The organism is Alteromonas sp. WD8-37, assembly GCF_055326825.1.
The window spans coordinates 277,726-299,068 of the sequence record NZ_JBUZOV010000002.1; the positions used below are offsets into that span (position 1 = coordinate 277,726).

The following is a 21,343-nucleotide window of genomic DNA, read 5'->3' on the forward strand; positions in this document are numbered from 1 at the left end:
ATTACAAAGTGTTAATACAGCGCAATCTACGCCCTGCCAGCCTGGCATCAGTACACATTATTGCCGGAAAATCCGCCCAGCACCGTCTTGGCAATGATTTTTAAATCAAACCAGACCGACCAGCGGTGCATGTAATCAAGATCGTATTCCACCCGTTTAGCCATCTTGTTAACTGTTTCAGTTTCGCCGCGCAGGCCGTTTACCTGAGCCCAGCCAGTGATGCCGGGTCGGATTTTGTGGCGCAGCATGTAGCCGGTAATAAGCTTGCGGTATTGCTCATTATGCGCCACTGCATGGGGCCTTGGGCCGACTATGGACATCCGTCCCTGCAGCACATTAATAAACTGCGGTAACTCGTCCAGCGAGGTTTTGCGTAAAAACGCGCCTAGCTTAGTGACCCGCGGATCATTTTTAGTCGCCTGCTTTACGTCGGTACCATTATCCTGAGTTGTCATGGAACGAAACTTATACACCGTGATTTCTTTGCCATCCAGGCCATAGCGCTTTTGTTTGAAAATGGCCGGGCCCGGTGAGGTCAGTTTAACCGCAGCTGCAATGGCCAGCATCGGCAGGGCCAAAAAAGCCAGGATGATGCTGCTAACTACCACATCTTCAATTCGTTTAAGCACATCGCTGGAGCCTTGAAACGGGGTGTCGTAAATACTCAGGGCCTGCACATTACCCACCGTTTGCCAGCGCGAGTTCAGCAATGAATACATAAAGAAATTCGGGATTAAATACACATTGGCGGTGGTGTCGCTGCATTTTTCCAGAATGGCTCGAATGCGGTTTTCAGCAGCAGTGGGCAGCGCGATATAGATATAGTCCACCTGATGACGTTTGGCCATGTCAATCGCATCGTCAATGGAGCCTTTGATATCATGAGGTTGTTCGCCCTCCAAACGATCGCTGGGGCGGTCGTCATACATACCCATAAAGTGGATCCCCAGATGTTCATTGCGGATCATCTGTTCGGCCATATCGTAACCGGTATGGGTGGCGCCAATGATAATGGCCGAACGGGTGTTCATGCCGCTGCGGCGGATCTTAAATAAAAACTGCCGCATCACAATCCGCCAGACCACTAACACACCAAAGGAAGCGGTAAACCAGAACAGCATCATGTCCGGCGACAGGGTCACACTGTGTGAAAATAAAAAGCCCAATAGCAAGGTGACACAGAAGCTGAGTAACCAGGTGCCAATAGTATTTTTAATCATGGAGCTGGTGGGGCTGCTGCGCCAGGAGCGGTACAAATCAAACGCCTCAGCGGCCATTTGAAACGATACCACATTGATAAATAACAAAATCATACCGGTGGTGGTGAGGGTTAGCTCATAATGAAACACCGCCGCATAAAAACAGACGGTAATCAGCGACAGGTCGATTAACCGGTACAAGGTGGAAAAGCTGCTTTGATAATGCCCGGTAATGCCACTTCGTCTGCCGTCGCGCGTGGCACTGTTGCTATTTAGCGCCTGACTTTGCAGTAGATTGAATTTCATAACCCATTCACTCCGATAAGTGGTGAGCCCAGAACAACAAAGGCCCGTCCGACGTCACACACCACTAAAATAAAAACCTGGTTGATGCTGGTACAGCACATACGTAACAGGTTGTCTGCACAAACTATTCCAGATTTGCACAAAATGTTCCGCTTTATGCCTGCAGTAAGTGGTTGATTACTAGTGGCCGGCATTCGCGGTAGGCCGGACAACCCTCTGGTGCGCTTGTGGATTTTTTACCACATTATAATCGCATCAAAGTTTTGCACTACAAAAAATAGAGTAGCAAAAAAGAATGAGGCTCACCCTGCGCCTGGCCTCATCCTGCCTTACTGTATACACCCTTGCTGTTTTTATTGTTCACCACTGGCATACATCTGGCATAGGCCTGTGCCGCGTTCGAATTCGAACATTATCAGGCGTTACTTTTCTGCCTGCGGTACTGCCTGCCAACGCTGCTCTGATGCGCTTTGGCAAGTTTGTAGGCGTGCCGGCGCCAAACAGGCCGGCGTAAAGGTAGCGAACTTTATCTGTTGTCAGTATGCATCAAATTTCGGAGAGAACATGATAAAACAAGCTTCCAGTGTGGTAGCAATGTCACTGTTGGGCACCGGGCTGGCTCATGCGCAGCAAGCCGGTAAATTACAATGGGACAAGGTCGATGTGATCCCGGTACTGAATACCGAGCTGCAGCATGTCGGTAATGTGACCTACAGCAGCGATGATCAGGCCCAAATCGATAGCTGGCTAAGCATTGTAGCGCCCCAGCTGACCGCGCAGACCGAAATCGGCGGGCATCAGCTTGAAGTCGGTTATCGTTTAGAGCGTGGCGATTATTTTTCCAGTGAAGCGGATAACTACACCGATCATTTTGCTCACGCCCGCGGTGACTTTACCCTGGACACACGCCACGCGGTGACTGTCAGCGCCGCCTTCGAAGATGGCCACGATGACCGCGGCCGGGTGTATTCCAACGGTTTTGGCAATGCGCTGGCTTCGCCAGACACCTTTAAAAATGGCCGCCTCGATGGCACCTATATTTACGGGGCGCCCAGCACCGCGGGCCGGGTTGAATTATCTGCCGGCTACGAAAAAATGGATTATGATACACGTCCGGCCATCGACGATGAGCGGGCTGCGGACTTTTTGATGTTTCGGGACCGCGACTATCTGCGTTATGGCGCAGCATTTTTTTATCAGGTAGCGCCAAACACCGACGTGGTGCTGGATGCCCAGCGTCAGCAAATCCGCTACGACCAAACCGCTCAGCCTGGGAATTCGCTGGACTCGGATGAAAATACCCTGCTGGCCGGGGTAACCTGGCATGCCAATAGCTATACCCGCAGTTTTGCCAAACTGGGGTATCAGCAAAAACGCTTTGTGGATGCCGGCCGCGAAGATTTTTCTGGCGTGGCCTGGGAAGTGGGCATGCGCTGGTCCCCGGTGTCGTACTCCACAGTGAGCCTGGCCACCAGTGCCAATACCCGGGAAACCAACAGTCAGGCGGACTATATTCGCAGCCGCGATGTCAGTCTGGACTGGCAGCATCACTGGCTGGAGCGGTTTTCGACCCGCGCTGAACTGGCCTATGCCACCGAAGAGTTTGTCGGGCAGGCCACTAATTTGCGCGACGACAATACCACCCGGCTCAAGCTGGGCGCTGATTACGCATTTCGGCGCTGGCTGACTCTGGGCGCGTTTTATCAAATTAATCAACGGGACAGCAACCGCGAGCTGGTCGAATTCGACCGTAACGTGGTGGGTCTGACAGCAAAGGTAACCTTGTAATGAGAGCAAGCGTGAGGATAGTACTGGCCATGCTGTTGCTAACACTGGCCGGGCAGGCAATGGCCCAACAGGGCAACATGAACATGAGCCAGTACCGGCTGGGGGTTGGCGACAAGATTCTGATCAATGTATTTGGCCAGAGCGAATTGTCGATGGAAACCCGCATCCCGGATGTCGGCAAAATCAACTACCCGTTTCTGGGCGAGCTGAAACTGGTCGGCCTCACGCTGACCGAAGTGGAAAATTTGATCTTTAAAGGGCTGCAGGGCGAATACCTGGTCAACCCGTCGGTGGCGGTGTCTATTGTGGAATACCGGCCGTTTTTTATCGACGGTGAAGTGAAAACCCCCGGCGGTTATCCGTATCAGCCAGGCTTAACAGTAAACAAAGCCGCTGCGCTGGCTGGCGGGTATACCGAACGGGCATCACGCTCTGATATTCAAATCATCCGCGACAAAAATGGCCAGCCACAGTCTCTGGAAGTGGAAGTGGGCCATATGATCCAGCCGGGTGACATTATAACCGTACCACAGCGCTTTTTCTGACCGCTTACGTATTTGTTTTTAGCCGTTTTTTAAGGATACGCTATGTCTAGTAAAATGAGGGACCAGCTGCAGGCCAATATACTCGATGACGAAACCATCGATTTTGCCCATTATTGGCAGGTCTTTAAGCGCTATGCTGGTCGCATTATCCTGTTAGCCATCTTATCGACCATTCTGGTGGGCTTAATTGTCATGAAAATGACCCCCATCTATTCGGCCACCGCCAGCTTGTTGATAGAATCGCAGCCGGCCAATCTGATGTCGATTGAAGAAGTGTATAAGTCTGACACCACGCGTAAAGACTACATGCAGACTCAGTATGAGATCATTCAGTCGCGCCAGGTGGCGTCACGAGCGGTGGATGAACTGGATTTGTCGAATGATCCGGTATTTATGCCGCAATCCTCTGGCGGCTTTACGCCATTAAAAGATGCCAAGGCCTGGCTTAAAGACCAGTTGCCATTCCTGCAGGAAAAGCAGACTAAATCGCTAACCGAAACGCAAAAGGCTGAAAAGCGCCGCCAGGCGGCCATCAACAAACTGATGGCCTCGATTTCGGTCAAGCTGGTGAACAACACTCAGGTGATAGAGATCACCGCCATCAGTGAATCGCCGGAACTGGCGGCACGCATCGCCAATACTATGGGCGATGTGTATGTGGAAAACTACCTGCAGGCCAAGGTGGACATGACCACCAAAGCCACCTCCTTTTTAACCGAAAGCATGGAAAGCTTAAAAGATAAGCTGGAAGACGCCGAGCGCGCGCTGACCGATTTTTACGAAGACAATCAGCTGGTCAATTTGTCCAACGGCGTGGTGGGGCTGGCTGCCGAAGAGCTTGAAGAGCTTAGCGATCAGCTGCTCAAAGCACAGTCGACCCTCAAGCAAAACCGCACTATCTATGAGCAAACCCAGCGCAATGGCGCGGATATCGGCGCGCTGGCTCGTTTACCAGAAGTGTTGAATCATCCCAGCATTCAAAGTGTGCGCCGCCAGGAAGCCGAAGCGCAAAGCCGGGTCAGTGAACTGAGCAAGGTGTACGGACCCAAACATCCTAAAATGGTGGCTGCGCAGGCTGAGCTCAGCTCGGTGCGAAATACGTTGCAGACTCAGATCCGCGACTTGATTTCCAGTATTACGACCCAGTATCGCGCCTCCCAGGAGCGGGTCAGCACCCTGCAACAGGAAGTGTCGGAGGCCAAGTCGGAGTATCGCAAGCTTTCCGGCTTGGAAAATCAGCGCCGCGCGTTGCAACGCGAGGTGGATATCAATCAGCAGTTATATAACTCCATGTTTACCCGGTTAAAAGAAACTAGCGAAATTGGCGGCTTCGAGTCGGCCAATGCGCGTATTCTGGATCCGGCGGTGCCGCCCAATAATCCGGCCAAGCCCAATCGCAGCCTGTTAATTGGTGCAGCCTTTGTAATCAGTTTTGGCTTTGGCGTGTTTTTGGCATTTGTGCTTGAAGCGCTTAACAGCGGCGTACGCTCGGTGGAAGATGTGGAGAAAAAACTGGGTCAGCGAATGCTGGGCCTGATCCCGTTGATCCCGCAAAAACGCAAAGAAAGCATGCCGCTGCGGGCATTTTTCGACAGTCAGTATCATCAGTTCAGCGAAGCTGTGCGAACCTTGCGCACCAGCTTATCGCTGACCAATCTGGAAAAAGAAAACCAGGCGATCCTGATCACCTCCAGTGTGCCTAAAGAAGGCAAATCCACGGTATCTACAAACCTGGCCTTTGCCTTAGGCCAGTTGGATAAAACCATTCTGGTGGATGCCGATTTGCGTCGCCCGTCCATTGGCAAGCGCTTCAATGTGCCCAATTATCAGCCGGGGTTGTCTAACCTGACCATGAAAACCCACTCACTGGATGAGTGTCTGGTGCATGATGAGCAATCCGGCATCGATCTGATTTGTGCCGGCAGTATTCCGTCCAACCCGCAGGAGCTGCTGGCCGGCGAAGGTTTTGAAGCGCTCATCACCTATCTGAAAAAACACTATAAATACGTGGTGGTGGATACCGCGCCCACTCAGGCGGTCAGTGATGCCATGGTGGTGTCTAAGTCCTGTGATTCGGTGATCTATGTGGTGCGCGCAGACAGCACCAGTGAGAAGATGATTCAAAATGGCCTGGGCCGCTTTTTACAGGTGGGTCACCGGGTCGATGGAGTAGTGCTGAATCAGGTGGATCTGCGTCGCTCAGATGTGTCGGAGCGCTACGGTGGTTTTTATGATCAGTACGGCTATAATGCCAGCTAGCGAGCCAGGCAGGAGGGCCCTATGATTGATGTACACAGCCATATTATCCCCGGCATTGATGACGGTGCCCGGGATATGGAGATGGCACTGGCCATGGCACAACAAACCGTGGATGCCGGCGTCACCCACTTGGTGTGCACCCCGCATATGCATTGGGGGACCTTTGACAACACCAAAGACACCATTCAGGCCGGCTATACCGCGCTGGTAGCAGCCATCGACCAGGCGGGCATTGACCTGACTCTATCCTGGGCCGGGGAAGTGCGGGTCAATGAAATGGTGCCGGTGTGGTTCAAACAGGACAAGCTGCCCTATCTGGGCATGAAAGACGGCAAGCGGGTACTGCTGCTGGAAATGCCTCACAGCAATATGCCGGCCGGGCTCGACCAGTTGTTTCGCTGGTTACTCAATGCCGGAGTACGGCCATTGATCCCGCATCCGGAGCGAAATCGCGACATCTGGAAACAACCGCAAAAAATTCAATGGCTGCGCAATCAGGGTTGTTTGCTGCAGGTAACCGCCGGTGCGTTCACCGGACGCTTTGGTGAACATGTGCAAGAGCTGGCATTATCGATGCTGGAACATAACCAGATTGATCTGGTGGCCTCAGACACCCACGATACCAAACGCCGACCCAATGAAATGGGTGAGGCATTTGAAGTGGTAGCGCGCGAGCACAGTGAAGCCCGGGCGCAGCAGTTGTTTGTCACTACCCCCGGCGAAATCATCGCTTCCCCGGTGGCCGGCTAACCGGCCACCATATCAATCCCTAACGCTGATTTGAGCCAGTACACCCCTAACCAGCCCACCAGCCCCAGGCCGATGGCCAGTGCACAGGTGAGCAGGGCCAGCGCCAACCGCCCGGCCTGGCGGTAGGCGCGCGGGGTACTGCGCAGGCTGCGGCCGGCTAATACTACAAGATAAAAATGCCGTTTTCCGATACGCAGGCTGGGACGCCAGTCGAGCCGGTGGCGGCGCTGGCGGGCCGAGCTGTGGGCCAGGGCCTGCTGCAAATGGTGCAGCTGTTGCTTGCTAAAGCTGGCTGCCACCGCAGGTGGCATCTCATTTAGGACATGTTGCAGCGCGGCCGGGTGCTGATTGGCCCGCGCCGCTGAAAAAGAAGACTCAGGCACATTCTTTCCGCGCAGATGATCGACACTGCAAGCATACCAGCGCCAGGGCCAGCAGGACAGTCAGGCTGGCCACACTGGCCGGGGTTTGCCACAACGGAAAAAACGGCATCATCAATACGCTGGCCAGCCCGCCGACCAACGCTGCCAGCGCGCCGCCGCGCCACAGCGGATGCCGGCGCCAGGCCAGTGCCAGCCCGGCCACTAAGACTCCTGCTACCAGCAACGCCAGCCAGGCCAGGCTGGCCAGGCCCCATTCTGCCATAAGCAGAGTCAGGCCCTGCTCGGTAGCCACCGGCAGCTGGCCGGGCAGCGGTATGCGTGGTGCGTGCTGGGCATAGACTGTCCAGGCCGCCGGACCGGCTCCCAACCAGGGATGCTCACCGGGTTGCGGCGCCAGCGACGGCCATTGCCGTTCTTCTAACGTCGGGCCGGGTGGATCCGGCAAGACCCGCGCCTGGCTGGCCAGGTATTCACTGGCTAGCACAGCCAGTGCGCAGGCCAGGACGGTGCCATATACCAGCCGACGGAGCTGGCGCGGACGCGGCCGGATCATCGCCACCACCAGCAACATCGCGCCGCCCACTGCCAGCGCGGTTACCCAGCTCAGCACTGGCTGGGCGGTGAGTACCAGCGCGGCCAGTAATAGCAGCGCAGCCAGGCGTAGCAACGCCCGGTAGGAAAAAAACAGTAACACTACGCGGCGCAGTCGCTGACGGGCATTGCGCTGGCGGCGCGGGCGGATCTGGCTAAGCAACAGCCCCAGTGCAGCACCAAGGGCCAGCACCAGCAGATGCGCGAATGCCGGGCTGGTAAGAAACGTGCCACTGGCCCCGGGAGCCAGTGGCAAATCCAGCACCAGTGACTGTGCCGACCCGCTGAACAATTGCAGGGCGGCGTACAGCGCCTGACCCAGCCCGGCAATTAGCACCGCGGCCAGCACCCAGACAACCCGGGCCGGGGTGCGGCAGGTCCATAGGGTGAGCAGGAATAAACAGGCGTAACTAAGAGTGCGCGACAACGATAACCAGGTATCCGCCTTCTGGTACGACAGGCTCAGCCAGGGGTCGCTTTCGGCGCTGGTAAAAAAAGTTTGATATGGGCGTAGCACAGCCACCCAGTCGAAGGGCAGGGGCAGTAAAAACAGCCCGTGCCAGAGAATGAGCAGCGTCCACACGCCCAGTAGCCAGCGCTGCGCGCCTGCCACCTGGCGGGCATGGGCCGGGTATTGCCAGACATAGGCGGCGCAGCCGATTACCAGTGCGCTGGCCAGGACCGGCCAGCCCCAGGCAGTGACCGCGCCTAATGGCAACGGCAGCCACAGCAATACCGCCAGTGCGCCAAGCAAATAGGCAGCATGGCCGGCGTTCTGACCGGCTGGGGCAGACTGGGTGCTAAATATTGAAAGCCGGGCCACGGGGCGCCAGCGAGAAAACAATCCAGACATACGGGTCGAGCCACTGATTAAGTGGTTACGGTTTCCTGTTACACGGTTAGCCGGTATGCCCGGCAGGTTCAAATCCAAACAAAAAGCAAATTGTCAGCCACATTGTAAGCGCGTGGTGTAACTATGACTTATTGAGGCGGATAGGATTGCCATGTTTTGAGCAAAATCCCACCAGAGCGCGGCCGTGGGCAGCTGTTTAGCCGATGGGTAAGCAAACCGCTGGCCGTTTCGTCGCGTAATAAGATTACATTTTTGCCAGAGTGTTGCCGCCAGGCAACAATGGCGACCCAAAAAGTCGCGGGAGGCTCTCAGGGTGCATTGCCCCGGTCGATTTGCCGCGGGCTTCCCATTGGCCTGATGAGTTGGCACAGATGCTGAATGCCAGTGGGCCAGTTAGCAGTCTGCCGGGGCCAATCTTTTCGCCTTCAGGCATTGAAGTTACAAGGAAATTTTCATGTCGCAGCAACCGCGTTGCCTTGCATTTGTGATCAACTCGCTGGAAGGTGGCGGCGCCGAACGGGTGATGTGTAAATTACTCGAAATCATGCAGCCGGTCTTTGAGGCCCGGCAACTCACAGTATGGCTGGTGTTGCTGGACAACCTGCCCGAAGCTCACCGCTGCCCGGAGTATGTGCATAAGCGAACCTTGACCACCCAGGGCTCGCTGGTCAAAGGCTATCGCCAGCTCAAACAGGCACTGGCCGAAATAGCCCCGGACCAGGTGCTCAGTTTTTTAACCCGCGCCAATATGCTCAATGTAGTACTGGCCCGAACCCTGGGCTACCGATGTGTGATCAGTGAACGGGTCAATACCTGCAGCCATTTTGCCGGCGGCGTTAAAGATAGCATCAGCAAGTTGCTGGTGCGTGCCACTTACCCACGGGCCGACAACGTTATGGCAGTATCCGCTGGAGTCAAAGCGGATCTGGTGGCCCACTTTGGGGTGGCCGATCAGCAATGCGACATCGTGTATAACCCGTATGATATTGACCATATCAGTGAGCTAGCCAGCGCCGAGATTAACGACCTGCCGGCCCGGCCCTACATCATCGGCACTGGTAGGCTGGTAAAAAACAAAAATTTTAGCCTGATGATCCGGGCATTTGCCCAAAGCCGACTGACCTGCGATTTGGTTATCCTGGGGCAGGGCGATGAGCAAGCCGCCTTGCAGGCGCTGGCGGCCCAATTGGGCGTGGCCGACCGGGTGCATTTACTGGGGTTTAAGGCCAATCCTTATCCGTATCTGAAACAGGCCGAATTTTTTGTCTCTACCTCCAACGCCGAAGGCTTTCCCAATGCCATTGTCGAGGCCATGTGTCTGCAAAAAGCGGTGATTGCCACCAACTGCGAGTCTGGTCCGGCCGAAATTTTATCCGGCCAGTATCCGTATCCTGTCAGCCAGTGTGAACCGGTTGAGCATGGCATTCTGTGCCCGGTCAATGATGCCGACGCTGTTTGTGTGGCCATGAATGCCTTATGCGATCCGGCCCGGGTGGCCGATTATGCTAAGCGCAGTGCAAAACGCGCCGAGGATTTTAGCTACGCTATTTTTGAGCAGCGCATCAGTGCCTGTCTTGCCTTGCCCGCCAGTCAACCGGACTCTGCTTATGTTCATTCTGGTTAAACTGGTTTTTGGCCTGCTCAGCGCGCTGCTGGTATATCGGGCGGTGTCGCGGCGCTGTAATAAGTACCTGGCATTTGCAGTCATTGCCCTATGGCTGCGTTATTTTTTGTCGGCTTTTCACGACATCACTTACGAACCGCTGGTGGCCGGCTTTTCCATTAATGCGTTGTCGTCCATCGGTATCGCCGGGGTGGGCTTGTTATTGCTGCCCCGCAGCATGCTGGCCCTGCGCTCGCTGATGCTCCTGTATGTGTTTTTTGCCTGCATCATTATCAGTGGCCTGCTCAATGCCAGTGTCATTGGCCTTATTAACGTAATGGTGAAATGGTGCTTTTTTCTGGCGGTGGCCGGGGCCATCTTTATGGCGGTGCGCAAGGTGGGCAAAGATGAAACCCTGCGAAAGTTACTGGTTGCATTCTTCTTGCCGGTCAGCCTGCAGCTGATGTCGATTTTATTAGGCGAAGCCAAGGCTACCGAGGCCGATGGCTCCACCAGCTATATCGGCGGCTACAATCACGAAGCCGCGTTTTCTATGATCATTGCCAGTTTTACCCTGGTGGTGGGCCTGATGTCGCCGGGTACGCTACGTTTTCGTAGTGGCTTGTTTTTACTTGGTTGTGGCTTGCTGGTGGTGGCCAACTACCGCACCTCAGTGCTGGCGATTTTGCCGCTGGCCGGTATCTTTGCCTATACCGCACTGGAGGCTAAGGTCGCGCCGCGCTACAAGCCGGTCTTTTTTATTGCCGCACTGTTTGGTGCCGGCCTGGCCTTTTTGTTGCTTTCCTATTCCATGCAAGAGCGTTTTGCCGATGTGTTCGTGTTTATCGGCAGTATTGATGAGCTGATCAAAGCGCCGATGTATTACTCCGAGGCGGAAAAAGACATCTTTTCGGCCCGGGTCTACATCTGGGCGCAGTACATACACACCTTCTGGCAGGGCAGCTGGGTGAACCAGCTGGTGGGCTGGGGGCCCGAATCGTGGAGTGGCCGCTTTCCCAAGTATGCCCACAACACCTATGTGTCGTATTTGTTTGAATATGGCGTGCTTGGACTGACTTGTTTCTTGCTCGCCATCGGCGGCTTTTTGCGCCAGGCCCTGCGGATTAAAAATCGCCGTTATGCGCTGATGCTGGCCGGCTCCATGCTCGGTTTTTTAATCATGTGTTTTGCCACCATGCCCTTGTGGAATATCGAAGGGTTGATCCTGTACGCCATCCTGATTGGCCACACCATTGCGCCGGTGCGCTGGCTGGGCGATCAGGAAAGTCACGCGCCGGCATTCTTGCGGCGCTTTATTCGTTTGTAGTTGTGCCCCCGGTCATACCGGGCGCTTAGGAGAGACACCATGAAATTGTGTGCGGTTGGCTTACGCGGTATGCCAGATGTAATGGGCGGCATTGAATCCCATTGCCAGCAATTGTACCCGCGCATGGTAAAACACGGCATGCATGTTACCGTGATTTGCCGCTCGCCGTATGTGCCGGCGGATGTAAACGAATACCGGGGCGTGCAGTTACGCCGGGTATGGACGTTGAAACACAAGTTTTTTGAAACCATTCTGCATACCTTTCTGGCTATCTTGTATGCGCGCTTTGTGGTCAAACCGGATGTGCTGCATTTGCATGCCATCGGCCCGGCGTTGTTTGCCCCGTTAGCCCGGTTGTTAGGCATGACCGTGGTGGTGACTCACCATGGCGCCGATTATGACCGACATAAGTGGAACCACTTTGGGAAGAAGTTACTCAAACTGGGCGAAAAGCTGGCGGTCCGTTATGCCCACCAGGTGCTGATCGTGGGCAAAACATTAACCGAGCGTCTGCAACAGACCTTTCCCGAGCAGGCCCACAAGCTGACTTACATCCCTAATGGCGCGCTGACTGACGTGGATGCAGACTTGCCGGCATCAAAGTTACCTGCCGATCTGGACATAACCCCTGGCCAGTACATTTTAACCGTGGGCCGACTGGTACCGGAAAAAGGCTTTCATGATTTGGTCAAAGGCTATCAGCAGTCAGCGTCGCCGCTGAAACTGGTGGTGGTGGGCAGCGCCGACCATGAAGATGACTATTCCCGCGAGTTACTGCGCCAAGCCTCCGACAATATTGTGTTTGCCGGCCGCCGCAGTGGCGATGCGCTGCATGCGCTGTACAAGTACGCGCGAGTATTTTGCCTGCCGTCTTATCATGAGGGATTGCCGATCGTCGCACTGGAAGCCATCGCTGCCGGCACCGATGTGCTGTTAAGTGACATCACGCCCAATGCTGATATCGGCCTGCCGGCCGACTGTTATTTTAAGGTCGGCGATCCCCAGGCGCTGGCCGACAAATTATCGCATCTGGAGTCATTACAGCTAAGCATCGACCAGGCCCGTTTTTTAGAAACCTTTAACTGGGACAGCATTGCCGCCGACACCTATCAGACTCTGACCCGCCTGCAACCTGGCACGACCACGGGGGCGGCCCGCTAAGATGACCCGTCGTGCTAATTTGTATCTGTATCCGATTGAACACAATAATGATTTTATTGCGCGCTGCAAATCTGTGTATGACCAGCTGGGTTTTAGCGTGCGCCCGTTCAAGCAGTTGTTTCGCTGGCCCAGCCTGCGTGAGCGCCAGCACAATACGGTGGTGCTTAACTGGTATGAAGATCAGCCTTACCGGCAGGGACTCACTGGGGTTAAGCGGGCGCTGTTTGTCTGCGGCTTTTTATTGAGTATCCTCAGTATGCGGCTGTTTAGCCGCAACATTGTGTGGTTGCGACACAATTATAAACCGCACAATGTCAGTCACAAACCGCTGTTGTTTCGCCTGACCACCACCTTGTTACAGTGGGTCAGCCATCAGGTGGTGAGCTTAGAGCCTACCGGAGAGTTTTCCTCACAGGTGGTAAAACATCCACTGTACCTGGCGGATGAAGCGTTGCTAGACCGGCACCCGGCGCTGGCCCATGGGCCGCGGGATACCGACTTTTTGTACTTTGGCGCCATCAAGCCCTACAAGCGGCTGGATAAAATGCTGCGGGTGTGGCCGCCCTCGGTGCCCCTTCGGATTCTGGGAAAATGCAGCGACAGGGCGCATACTGCGTTGCTGGAAAAAATCATCGATGGCCGCCAGCTTAAGGTCACCTGGCAAAATGCGTTTATTGAGCAAGACGACCTGGAACAGGCGGTGTCGCGCAGCCGTTATGTGCTGATCCCTCATGAGGACGGTGCCATGGTGTCATCCGGCTCGTTTTATATGGCGTTGAGTTTTGGCGCCAATGTGGTGTGTTTTGAATCGGCCTTTGGCCGCGCCAAGGCGGCCGAGTTTGCCAGTGTGCAGGTGGTGGCGGCAGAACAATTAGCCTCGCGCTTACCGAGGCTCTCCTACACCAGCCCGGGGCTGGTGCTGGAACAAGCGCTAGTCCACAACGGCGAGCAGGCGGTCAGGCAAGCCTGGCAGGCGGTGCTGGGCAGCCCCGGCCGGTCGAGCTAGCTGGCCAGGTTTTTCACCTGGTCGTAAATTGCCTGGTCAACCTCACAGCGCTTAGCGATGGCGGCCATCATGGCGCTGTCGCCGGTGATTTGCGCTGAGGCTCCCTGGTTCGGCGAAGTGTTTTGGTTGGCGATGTGCAGCTTGGTGCCAAAGCGTTGATTGAACCGCGTGCTCCAGCCGGGCATATCATCTAAAGTACCCACCACGGCAAAGCGTCGAAGATTGGCTACAGCGGCGTCAATGGCAGCCTGCGGCTCGGTCAGGATCTGTTGGGCATCGGCCACACCGCTAAAATAGCGGGCATAGGTCAGCCCCGCGCTGGTCCCTTTGTCCGAGTCCACATATTGTTCTATGTCTTCATCGTGCTTTTGCCATTGCGACGCCTTGTATTTGTTGTACACAAATTCTGAAATAAAACGGTCCACCGGGTCTCGTAGGATCGTAAGAAAGTACCACTGGCTGGCAAACTGATTGACCACCGCCGGGCGGGCGATGCAATGACCATTGGTGTACAGCATATGCGGTGAGCTTAACTGGCTGACTAACTGGCATTCGCGGGCGGTCATCATCGGCATGTCCAGCAGGTCACTGCTAATGCGGCTACTGGTCAGATCGATGTGGCCGGTAAAGCGGGTGGCCTTGAACATGCTCGGATACACCGCCGAATAGATGGCTTTGGACAGCGACACGCCGGCACATTTGGGAACATGGCAAAAAAAGATTTTGGGGTAACGGGCCAAAAACTTTTCTGTCTGCTGTTTCAAGATTTCTTGCATGATTCTTGCTCCTGGGTCTTCATGTATAGGAAATCTAAACAGACTTCCTTCAGGCAATAACGTCTTTTTATCATTTTCACAGGGAATCTATGAGCTTAACTGTCAGCGTTGTGATCACCACGTACAACCGCCCCAATGAACTCAAAGAGGCGCTGGAAGGCGTGTATGCTCAAATAGAACCACCACTGGAAGTGTTGGTGGTCAATGATGCATCTTCCTTGCCATATGATCAGATTATTGAGCCGTTTTATCAGTATGACAATTTTTCCTATATTCCGCTGACCGAGTCGGCCGGCGCCAACAAAGCCCGCAACATCGGCGTGGATGCTGCGCGCGGCGATGTCATCGCCTTTTTGGATGATGACGATATCTGGTTGCCCGAGTATTTGCGCGAGCATCGCCTGGCCTACGAGCAGGGCGCCGATGCCGTGGTGAGCGGCTATCGGGTATTGGGCAAGCCTGACGAAGTGTACGTTCAGCCCGGCTCTCGGGTGCAGGCTGAAGTGCTGCGTACCGGCAATCAGTATTGTGGTATGAGCGGGTTTAGCTTGCGCCGGGCCCTGGCCAGAGAGGAGCGCTTTGACGAAACCCTGCCCAATGGCCAGGACTGGGATATGTACGTGCGACTGCATCAGCAGAGCTATAAGTTGATGAATATTCCCAAACCGATTTTTGAATACCGCTTTATGAATATGGATGGGATCGGCGCCAAGGTGGCCAAAATGACGCCCGAACAAGCCATCGTCAGGTTGCGTTCGGCCGATAAACATCGGGATTTTTTGGGCGAGGAAAATTACCGTAAGCGGGTAGCAGCTCAGCTGTTAGTGTATCTGCCGCTCAAACAACATAAGCCGCAATGGGTGATGCAATCCATTCGGGTAGCCGGTTGGCGGGTGACCCTGAGCCATATTGTGCAGGTCATGATAAAAAAGCTACGCCAGCGGGTGGCGGCATAAGGAGACCTGGCGGTGGAATATTATGAAAATCAGTTTGATGAAGCCCATGATTTTGGCCGTTCCCAGCACACCGACAAAACCCTGATTATTGCGTCCACCGTGCGCTCGGGCAGCCATATGCTGGGGCATATTCTGCATCAGACCGGTGCCTTTGGCTTTCCACTGGAATATGCCAACCGGCAAAATCTTCAGCGCTGGAAACAGCAACTTCAGCTGCCTGACACCGATGCTGTGCTGCGCGAATTAATGCGCCGACGTACCTCGTCCAATGGGGTATTTGGTATCAAGCTGCATTATTGCCATCTGGCCGAGCTGGGCGGGTTTGCCCGCCTGGCAGGACTGTTTCCTGACCCACACTTTGTGCTGCTGACCCGCCACGATTTGCTGGCGCAGGCTGTGTCACTGAGCCGCGCAAAACAAACCGGCGCGTGGATTGCAAAACAACAAGCGCACGGCGAGCTTAAGTATAACGGGCAGCAAATCGATGACGGCATGCGCCGTATTGTGTTTGAAAACAGTTCGTGGAAATACACTCTGGCCGCCACCGGCGCGCGGGTTTTGGATTTAGAATTTGGTCAGGTCAAAAACCATACCGCCGACACAGTGGCCCGAATCGCCGACTTTATGCAGGTGGTGGTGCCCGCTGATGCCATACCGCAACAACCGGTGACCCAGCGCCAGGCCGATGCCGACAGTGTGCGCTGGCAAACACGATTTATTGAGGAGTTTGCGCCACATCAAGAGTTGCTGCGATACAACCGTGAAAGTGTATGGCGGCGGCTGAAAAAACGCTTTTTATCCTAACCGGCACCGCGTGTGCCTGACAGCATGTTTTAAAGGAAATTCGATGTTTTATAACTGGGCCCAGAAACAAGTTACTGCCAAAGAAAAGTCGCTGATTTTTTGGTGGCAGTCGAAAAAAGATCCGCGCCCCAATATTGGCGATTATGTGGCCTACGATCTGGTTGAGCGGATGCTGGCCATGAAAGGCCGGCGCATTATTGATAAGCAGGATCACAGCCAAAAGCTGGTCAGTGTCGGCTCGGTGCTGCATTTTGCCAACACCGGGGACACCATCTGGGGTACCGGCCTGAACAAAAAGATGGATGATAAGGTCAATCGCTTTGGCCAGCTGGACGTACGCGCGGTGCGCGGTCCGCTGACCCGTCAATATCTGCAGGGCAGGGGGCTGGATGTTCCGGCCATTTACGGCGACCCGGCTTTGTTGCTGCCGTATTTTTATCCGCGCAGTCTGATGCAAACAGGGGTGCCGCGCGACTATATTGTTATCAATCACATGAATGACGATATGAGTCATTACCACGGCTATGAAGATGCCCTGATCACCCCGATGCAATACCCCGGCGCCTTTATCGAGTCAATTGTGAACAGCAAGCGGGTGATCTCCAGTTCGTTACACGGCGTGATCATCGCCGAGGCCTATGGGATCCCGGCGGTATTTTTTGACTCCAACAGTGGCGAGTCGATGTTCAAATACGAAGATTATTATCAGGGTACCGGTCGCAGTGATATCCCCAAAGTTACCAGTGTAGCCGAAGGCTTGTCGTGCTCAATTCCATCCTTGCCTGATTTTACCCCCATTTCGCGTAAGCTCTATCAGGCGTTCCCGTTTGATTTGTGGGGGGTATAAGCCTTAAGACTGGCTGTCAAAATCGGCAGCCGGGGCAGTCCCGGCTGCTTTGCGCGGCCGTTTAAGCTCGGCCATTACCCGCAGAGTTTTGCTGCGGAAAAACAGCAATAAGATACCGGCATAAATCGCCGCCCCGGTGCCCACCAGTGCCGCCAGCTCCACAAAAATATTATCCAGCCCGTACACCGCATAGCGCTCCAGATACAGCACCACGCCGTACATGATGATGGCCGCCAGCGAGAACATCCAGGTATTGGCCAGTGCCGATTTGATACCCACCCCCAAGTGTTTTTTCACCAGCGCGAATTTCAAGAACAGGGTGATGTAGTTGGCCACCACCAGCGCGATGATCACACCGTACAAGCCCCACGGCACCGCCATTAGCGGTAACGCCATATTGACTACCAGATTGATCATGTTCAGGGTGAATGCCTGGTGGGGCAGCCCTCGTGAAATCAGCAAATTAGGCAGGTAATAGGCCATCACCTGAGTGGGCGCCATGATAGCCAGGATAGTCAGCAGATAGGCGCTGGTGGTCCATTTATCGCCGAACACCAGCTCCACAAAGGGGTGAGCGATAGCGCCCACGCCAAAATACACCGGCGACACAAACAGTGCGGTCATGCCGACCATGCGGCCAAAGGTGGCGTTCAGACGGTCGCCCTGTACCCGGGAAAGACCGGCCAGCGCGATACGGTTAAGCGGTTGAAAGGTGAGGTTATTAATTACCGAAAAGCCCTGACGGGCCACCGAGGCGTAACCAAAGGTGGCTGCGCCCAGAAAGGCGGCAATGATGATGTTGGACGCTTTTTGCGAAAAAAAGTTAACAAACGACATGCCGATCAAGGGTTTGGCAAAGGTGATGATCTCCGGCAGATGTTCTTTGCTGGTCACTTTTTGCGGCGAAAAATCGGATTTTACACAGGTCAGCACGGTGGACACTACTGCTTGCACCACCTTACCAAAAATAATCGCCCAGGCACCAAACCCTTGTAGGGCGGTCACCACCGAAACTACGCCGCCTACCAACACACCGGCAACGTCATAAACCGCCAGCTTTTTGTTTTCAAAGTCTCGTTCCAGCTTGGCTTTGTGCACCAGGCGAAAACCATTGGCCACCGGCACAATGGCCAGCGCGGCAATCAGCTGGGCAGCCAGCTCGGAATAGGTGTAATAGGCCACCGGCACGGCCACCACAAAAATCAGCACCGCGATAGCGGCCGACACGCCCATCAGCACCCAAAATGACAGGCTGGCAAATTCGTTATCCCACTGTTTGCGCTGGATCAGGTTCTGACTAATGCCCACCGTGACAAACAAATTACAAAATTCCACCACCATGAGGCAGATGGCCACCAGGCCGAATTCCTCCACGCCCAGAATGCGCGCCATGATGGCGTACACCACAAAGTTAACGATTTGGGCGAAGCCATTGGCCGACAGATTAAAAAAAGCGCCGGCGATGGATTTTGCTTTTAGGGACATGAATTACCGCACTGGTTGATTAGGATAATGAAAAAGTACCAAAGGCAAGCATAAAGCCTGCCTTAATGTAGCACACCGTTAAGAAAATATTCGCCATCGGCACTGGTCTGCGAAAAGTTGTTGATCATATACCCAGGCCGTGCTGGCAGCTGCGCCTGGCGCTCGGCCTCATAAAAGTCACGGGCGCGGCTTAGCTTATCCGGTGAATACGCATAAGGAACCTGAATGGTCGCTTTGATTTTGGGCGCCTGACTGGACAGGTTCAGCATGAAGTTGTTGATAAACTGGCTGCCGCTGTAGCGCTGCGGATCGTACACCCCGTAACCTACCATATTGGCATCATTGGCAGTGACAATGATGTTATTTTGCGCGTTTGTAAGCAGGGTGCTGTCCTGCTGAAAGCGTGAAGCAGCAATGCCATTACGGCCCACGGTCAGCAAATTGTGATACACATGGGTGGTGCCGGCCGGGCCGGCCAGCAGGCCACCCAGTTTGACGGCGGCCCATTGTTTGCCGGTACTATCCCCCAGTGCCTGGACCCGGTTATTAAAAATAAATGCCGGCCCAATGCGGCTGGGAATGGCACTGATGCCGGTATAGCTATGGGCAATATCGTTATTGTACACCAGCACATTGTACTGGCCGCCATCAATCTCAATGCCATCATCCTGGGCATAGCGCAGGGTGTTGTTGTAAATGGCCGAGTCGCGCACAAAGCCGCCCAGCGGCTCACCATTTTTGCGCCCTTCAATCACATCATTAAATCGGTGTTCCGGGTGCCCGGTGAAGGTGTTATTGCGCAGGATCACCTGGCCTTTGTAAGCAGGATTTGGGTGATTAGCATGGGCAAAAAACGCATTGGGTCCTTTAGGATGGCCGGCGCGCCAGTCATTGGCATACGGCGTAGGATCATGCACCTGGCAGTTTTCTACCGTGATCACACCGCTGCGGCGAAAATACAGCGCAGAGTCATAGTTAATCGGCTGGGCATCCTCCAGCTCATAGGCAATACCGTCTTTAATGATATTTGGCTCGCGCCCCCACTGGGCAATATCACAGCCGTCGATCCAGATATGGTGGGCTTTTTCGGCATATACACTGTGAGTGCGGCCGCCGCGTACAGTGATATTTTCAAACAAGACATAGCTGGCATCGCCAATATTAATAGCATGTTTTTTTCCTTCGCCGGCCACAATAGGCAGGTTTGGATCGCCGATGATTTTAGCCCAGCCATCGGCATTGCCATTGATGTTCAGCTTACTCAGATCCAGTGTCCCGCCATCATAGATATCGGCCAGATGGTATACCTTGTCCGGATCCACCGGCGGGCTGTCGGGCCGGGTGGTGGCATCGGTGGTCAGCTCCTGTCGGGTACCATCAGCATGGGTCAGGGTGATTTTCAGTGCATACCGTGTGGCAGGCTCAAGATACACAACAGGCCCGGTAAGATAGCCGGTCACCGGCTCATAGCTTAAGGCTTTAGCTGCCTGCCAGTCGCCTGTTGCCCCGGTGGCATCGACTGGTCGATAGGCCACCTTGGCGCGGGTGTCAGCCGGCTGGCCGGCCAGGGTAATGCTTAACGATTCAATCAGTGGCGCTACCAGCACACCCTTGGCATCAAATTGCTCGGCCGGGTATAGCGGCGTGGTGAGCATGCCTACCGATGAGGCCCACTGTCTTAATTTACCCTTGGCGACTATGTCCTGGCTTAGTAGTGCCCGATAGGTTTCATAGCGGTCCAGCGGGAACAGTACAAACGCCGCCCGGATTAACGCTTTGGCCTGGTCCGGCTGGGCCTGTATCAGTTGGGTCAACGCCGCGGTCAGATTACGCTTATCAGCCAGCGCGTTTAACAACGCTGGGCTGGCATCAAGATCCTCGGGGCGCAACTTGGCAAAGAGACGGGAATAGGATTTGTCGTTTTTTAACGACACGATTTCCTGTTTTACCGCATCTAGGGTAAAGGTGTTTTGCCCGCGCAACTGGGCAAGAATAAGCGCGCCGGGCTGAGCCGGATTGAGTGGGGCCGCAAGCGGCTGGCGGCATACCGCCACTATAATGAGCAGCGTCGAAAGCAAAATAAACTGGCGCATGAAAAAGCTCCCTGGCAAATAGCTGTGAGTGCGGCTATGCCAAGCAATATACGTGCGCAGTACAGATTTTGATTGTTGCCAGCCGGCCTAAAACTGGTATTTGACCGAACAGCCCAAATCCGCCGCCCAGGCAAGGTCGGGCCGGGCGATGCGATTGGCGCCGCTGGCGGAAAAACTGTGTAACGCGCTATAGGCGTTGGCCGAAGGCATTTTTAAATGATGACACAGAGCATAAAACAACAGCCGGCAGCGGTAGCGCGACGTATCGCAATGCAGATACAGGCTGGCTCCTTCTGTAAGCAACTGACGTAACTCAGCAACATATTGCTGCAGCATGCTGACTTCGGTTTCACTGCTTTGTCTAGTGCGCTCAAAGGGCAGCCATACCCACTGCATGCCGTGCGCGCGAGTCGCCTGCTCAATGGCGTGAGCATCTTCTTCGCGGGTCTGTACTGTAACGACATGGGAAACATGGTCAGCTTGCAGCAAGGGGAGCTGCTTATCATCCGGGCGGGGGCCCAGGCTGATCCGGCCAGCGGGGGTTTGAAACCAACGTAATGGTGGCAGGTCGGTAGCTTCACTGGCGGTTGAGGTCATAACACTCCGGCAAC

General features: G+C 54.7%; 18 protein-coding genes. 11 read left to right on the plus strand and 7 right to left on the minus strand.

What is annotated here, in order from left to right; genetic code table 11:
- Nucleotides 1-47: 47 nt before the first annotated feature.
- Nucleotides 48-1,505: an undecaprenyl-phosphate glucose phosphotransferase gene (locus ACTUJZ_RS06685; protein WP_463635518.1), complete on the minus strand. Its 1,458-nt coding sequence runs from the start codon at nucleotides 1,503-1,505 to the stop codon at nucleotides 48-50.
- A 564-nt stretch (nucleotides 1,506-2,069) separates the two neighbouring features.
- On the opposite strand from ACTUJZ_RS06685, the gene ACTUJZ_RS06690 reads away from it, so the two are divergent.
- The 4 genes from ACTUJZ_RS06690 to ACTUJZ_RS06705 are packed head-to-tail and all read left to right on the plus strand — an operon-like array spanning nucleotide 2,070 to nucleotide 6,847.
- Nucleotides 2,070-3,293, plus strand: coding sequence for an outer membrane beta-barrel protein (locus ACTUJZ_RS06690; protein ID WP_463635519.1), 1,224 nt, complete (start codon nucleotides 2,070-2,072; stop codon nucleotides 3,291-3,293).
- Nucleotides 3,293-3,838: a polysaccharide biosynthesis/export family protein gene (locus tag ACTUJZ_RS06695; protein WP_463635520.1), complete on the plus strand. Its 546-nt coding sequence runs from the start codon at nucleotides 3,293-3,295 to the stop codon at nucleotides 3,836-3,838. Before ACTUJZ_RS06690 ends, ACTUJZ_RS06695 begins: the two co-directional genes overlap by 1 nt.
- Nucleotides 3,839-3,880: 42 nt before the next feature.
- Complete coding sequence (locus ACTUJZ_RS06700; protein WP_463635521.1) at nucleotides 3,881-6,097, plus strand: GumC family protein; 2,217 nt, start codon at nucleotides 3,881-3,883, stop codon at nucleotides 6,095-6,097.
- A 21-nt stretch (nucleotides 6,098-6,118) separates the two neighbouring features.
- Entirely contained in the window at nucleotides 6,119-6,847 is a 729-nt protein-coding gene (locus tag ACTUJZ_RS06705; protein ID WP_463635522.1) for a tyrosine-protein phosphatase, read from the plus strand.
- On the opposite strand, the gene ACTUJZ_RS06710 is transcribed toward ACTUJZ_RS06705, so the two are convergent.
- Nucleotides 6,844-7,230 carry a 3-phosphoshikimate 1-carboxyvinyltransferase gene (locus tag ACTUJZ_RS06710; RefSeq protein WP_463635523.1) on the minus strand — a complete coding sequence of 129 codons (387 nt, stop codon included), beginning with the start codon at nucleotides 7,228-7,230 and terminating at the stop codon, nucleotides 6,844-6,846. The two genes, ACTUJZ_RS06705 and ACTUJZ_RS06710, sit on opposite strands and share 4 nt — an antisense overlap.
- The gene (locus ACTUJZ_RS06715; RefSeq protein WP_463635524.1) at nucleotides 7,223-8,674 is read right to left on the minus strand and encodes a hypothetical protein; all 1,452 of its coding nucleotides are present in this window, start codon (nucleotides 8,672-8,674) and stop codon (nucleotides 7,223-7,225) included. Before ACTUJZ_RS06715 ends, ACTUJZ_RS06710 begins: the two co-directional genes overlap by 8 nt.
- Nucleotides 8,675-9,128: 454 nt before the next feature.
- Here ACTUJZ_RS06715 and ACTUJZ_RS06720 point away from each other — a divergent pair, with 454 nt between their 5' ends.
- Genes ACTUJZ_RS06720 through ACTUJZ_RS06735 form a run of 4 tightly spaced genes read left to right on the plus strand, consistent with a single transcriptional unit; the run spans nucleotide 9,129 to nucleotide 13,771 of the window.
- Nucleotides 9,129-10,298: a glycosyltransferase gene (locus ACTUJZ_RS06720; protein WP_463635525.1), complete on the plus strand. Its 1,170-nt coding sequence runs from the start codon at nucleotides 9,129-9,131 to the stop codon at nucleotides 10,296-10,298.
- Nucleotides 10,282-11,604: an O-antigen ligase family protein gene (locus ACTUJZ_RS06725; protein WP_463635526.1), complete on the plus strand. Its 1,323-nt coding sequence runs from the start codon at nucleotides 10,282-10,284 to the stop codon at nucleotides 11,602-11,604. Before ACTUJZ_RS06720 ends, ACTUJZ_RS06725 begins: the two co-directional genes overlap by 17 nt.
- Before the next feature lie 39 nt (nucleotides 11,605-11,643).
- Complete coding sequence (locus tag ACTUJZ_RS06730) at nucleotides 11,644-12,765, plus strand: glycosyltransferase family 4 protein (RefSeq protein ID WP_463635527.1); 1,122 nt, start codon at nucleotides 11,644-11,646, stop codon at nucleotides 12,763-12,765.
- A 1-nt stretch (nucleotide 12,766) separates the two neighbouring features.
- Nucleotides 12,767-13,771 carry a hypothetical protein gene (locus tag ACTUJZ_RS06735; RefSeq protein ID WP_463635528.1) on the plus strand — a complete coding sequence of 335 codons (1,005 nt, stop codon included), beginning with the start codon at nucleotides 12,767-12,769 and terminating at the stop codon, nucleotides 13,769-13,771.
- Here ACTUJZ_RS06735 and ACTUJZ_RS06740 read toward each other — a convergent pair.
- Complete coding sequence (locus ACTUJZ_RS06740) at nucleotides 13,768-14,547, minus strand: sulfotransferase family 2 domain-containing protein (RefSeq protein ID WP_463635529.1); 780 nt, start codon at nucleotides 14,545-14,547, stop codon at nucleotides 13,768-13,770. The two genes, ACTUJZ_RS06735 and ACTUJZ_RS06740, sit on opposite strands and share 4 nt — an antisense overlap.
- Before the next feature lie 89 nt (nucleotides 14,548-14,636).
- Between ACTUJZ_RS06740 and ACTUJZ_RS06745 the strand changes: the two genes are divergently transcribed.
- From ACTUJZ_RS06745 to ACTUJZ_RS06755, 3 genes are read left to right on the plus strand one after another with little or no spacing between them, the layout of a single operon-like run.
- The gene (locus ACTUJZ_RS06745; protein WP_463635530.1) at nucleotides 14,637-15,503 is read left to right on the plus strand and encodes a glycosyltransferase family 2 protein; all 867 of its coding nucleotides are present in this window, start codon (nucleotides 14,637-14,639) and stop codon (nucleotides 15,501-15,503) included.
- A gap of 12 nt (nucleotides 15,504-15,515) precedes the next feature.
- Nucleotides 15,516-16,307 (plus strand): Stf0 family sulfotransferase, encoded by a 792-nt coding sequence (locus tag ACTUJZ_RS06750; RefSeq protein ID WP_463635531.1) that lies wholly within the window; start codon nucleotides 15,516-15,518, stop codon nucleotides 16,305-16,307.
- Between the two features lie 43 nt (nucleotides 16,308-16,350).
- Nucleotides 16,351-17,154 carry a polysaccharide pyruvyl transferase family protein gene (locus ACTUJZ_RS06755; RefSeq protein WP_463635532.1) on the plus strand — a complete coding sequence of 268 codons (804 nt, stop codon included), beginning with the start codon at nucleotides 16,351-16,353 and terminating at the stop codon, nucleotides 17,152-17,154.
- A 3-nt stretch (nucleotides 17,155-17,157) separates the two neighbouring features.
- On the opposite strand, the gene ACTUJZ_RS06760 is transcribed toward ACTUJZ_RS06755, so the two are convergent.
- From ACTUJZ_RS06760 to ACTUJZ_RS06770, 3 genes are all read right to left on the minus strand, one after another.
- Entirely contained in the window at nucleotides 17,158-18,639 is a 1,482-nt protein-coding gene (locus ACTUJZ_RS06760; RefSeq protein ID WP_463635533.1) for a lipopolysaccharide biosynthesis protein, read from the minus strand.
- 62 nt (nucleotides 18,640-18,701) lie between these two features.
- Nucleotides 18,702-20,732 (minus strand): right-handed parallel beta-helix repeat-containing protein, encoded by a 2,031-nt coding sequence (locus ACTUJZ_RS06765; RefSeq protein ID WP_463635534.1) that lies wholly within the window; start codon nucleotides 20,730-20,732, stop codon nucleotides 18,702-18,704.
- Between the two features lie 87 nt (nucleotides 20,733-20,819).
- The gene (locus ACTUJZ_RS06770) at nucleotides 20,820-21,329 is read right to left on the minus strand and encodes a protein-tyrosine phosphatase family protein (protein ID WP_463635535.1); all 510 of its coding nucleotides are present in this window, start codon (nucleotides 21,327-21,329) and stop codon (nucleotides 20,820-20,822) included.
- Nucleotides 21,330-21,343: the final 14 nt, after the last annotated feature.

Excerpts from the sequence above, each read along its gene's own strand:
- ACTUJZ_RS06685 (WP_463635518.1), bottom strand. The coding sequence starts at position 1,505 with ATGAAATTCAATCTACTGCAAAGTCAGGCGCTAAATAGCAACAGTGCC.
- ACTUJZ_RS06690 (WP_463635519.1), top strand. The coding sequence starts at position 2,070 with ATGATAAAACAAGCTTCCAGTGTGGTAGCAATGTCACTGTTGGGCACC.
- ACTUJZ_RS06695 (WP_463635520.1), top strand. The coding sequence starts at position 3,293 with ATGAGAGCAAGCGTGAGGATAGTACTGGCCATGCTGTTGCTAACACTG.
- ACTUJZ_RS06700 (WP_463635521.1), top strand. The coding sequence starts at position 3,881 with ATGTCTAGTAAAATGAGGGACCAGCTGCAGGCCAATATACTCGATGAC.
- ACTUJZ_RS06705 (WP_463635522.1), top strand. The coding sequence starts at position 6,119 with ATGATTGATGTACACAGCCATATTATCCCCGGCATTGATGACGGTGCC.
- ACTUJZ_RS06715 (WP_463635524.1), bottom strand. The coding sequence starts at position 8,674 with ATGTCTGGATTGTTTTCTCGCTGGCGCCCCGTGGCCCGGCTTTCAATA.
- ACTUJZ_RS06720 (WP_463635525.1), top strand. The coding sequence starts at position 9,129 with ATGTCGCAGCAACCGCGTTGCCTTGCATTTGTGATCAACTCGCTGGAA.
- ACTUJZ_RS06725 (WP_463635526.1), top strand. The coding sequence starts at position 10,282 with ATGTTCATTCTGGTTAAACTGGTTTTTGGCCTGCTCAGCGCGCTGCTG.
- ACTUJZ_RS06730 (WP_463635527.1), top strand. The coding sequence starts at position 11,644 with ATGAAATTGTGTGCGGTTGGCTTACGCGGTATGCCAGATGTAATGGGC.
- ACTUJZ_RS06735 (WP_463635528.1), top strand. The coding sequence starts at position 12,767 with ATGACCCGTCGTGCTAATTTGTATCTGTATCCGATTGAACACAATAAT.
- ACTUJZ_RS06740 (WP_463635529.1), bottom strand. The coding sequence starts at position 14,547 with ATGCAAGAAATCTTGAAACAGCAGACAGAAAAGTTTTTGGCCCGTTAC.
- ACTUJZ_RS06745 (WP_463635530.1), top strand. The coding sequence starts at position 14,637 with ATGAGCTTAACTGTCAGCGTTGTGATCACCACGTACAACCGCCCCAAT.
- ACTUJZ_RS06755 (WP_463635532.1), top strand. The coding sequence starts at position 16,351 with ATGTTTTATAACTGGGCCCAGAAACAAGTTACTGCCAAAGAAAAGTCG.
- ACTUJZ_RS06760 (WP_463635533.1), bottom strand. The coding sequence starts at position 18,639 with ATGTCCCTAAAAGCAAAATCCATCGCCGGCGCTTTTTTTAATCTGTCG.
- ACTUJZ_RS06765 (WP_463635534.1), bottom strand. The coding sequence starts at position 20,732 with ATGCGCCAGTTTATTTTGCTTTCGACGCTGCTCATTATAGTGGCGGTA.
- ACTUJZ_RS06770 (WP_463635535.1), bottom strand. The coding sequence starts at position 21,329 with ATGACCTCAACCGCCAGTGAAGCTACCGACCTGCCACCATTACGTTGG.